We start from the raw sequence: 612 nt of genomic DNA, 5'->3' as shown, positions 1-612 counted from the left end.
GCGTCGAAGCGCTCGGCAACGATGTCGGTCAGGCTGTAGTCGACGATGATCTCGACTTTGATGTCAGGATAGTCGGGCAGGAATTTCGCCAGGGCAGGCCACAGGATCGCATCGGCGGCATGCTCACCGGCGGTGATGCGGATGGTGCCGGCGGGTTTTTCGCGCAAGGCGCTGAGTGCCGCGATCTCGGCTTCGATCTCATCGAGCCGCGGCCCCACGGTGCGAGCCAGCCGCTCGCCGGCCTCGGTGGGCGACACGCTGCGCGTGGTGCGGGTCAGGAGCCGCACGCCCAGCCGCTCCTCCAGCGCCCGCACCGTATGGCTGAGCGCCGATTGGGAAACCCCGAGCTTGGCCGCCGCCCTGGTGAAGCTTTCCTCGCGCGCGACGGCGAGGAATGCGGTTAGCTCATTCAGATTGTCTCGCGGCATTCATGAGCCCCTTTCATAAGATCATGCTGGATATAGCACCTAATCGGCACCAATCGCAGACCCTAGATAGGCGTCATCACACCGGGCGCCTCTACCGGCAGCCTCTGAAGACCGGCGGTCGTGTCACGCCTGTTGCCAGGAAGGGACAAAACCATGGACATCACGCGAAACGGCTCTCAAGCCT

General features: G+C 63.9%; 1 protein-coding gene. It reads right to left on the bottom strand.

Annotated features, from left to right (window positions below):
* Window positions 1-428, bottom strand: a 428-nt coding sequence (locus EN893_RS36905) for a LysR family transcriptional regulator (protein ID WP_164901544.1), incomplete at its 3' end; no start/stop codon positions are given.
* Between the last annotated feature and the right edge of the window lie 184 nt (window positions 429-612).

The organism is Mesorhizobium sp. M7A.F.Ca.CA.004.04.2.1 (assembly GCF_004022825.1).
Taxonomy (GTDB): Bacteria; Pseudomonadota; Alphaproteobacteria; order Rhizobiales; family Rhizobiaceae; genus Mesorhizobium.
The sequence above is the reverse complement of the archived record's forward strand: the minus strand, read 5'-3'. Positions and strand labels throughout refer to the sequence as shown.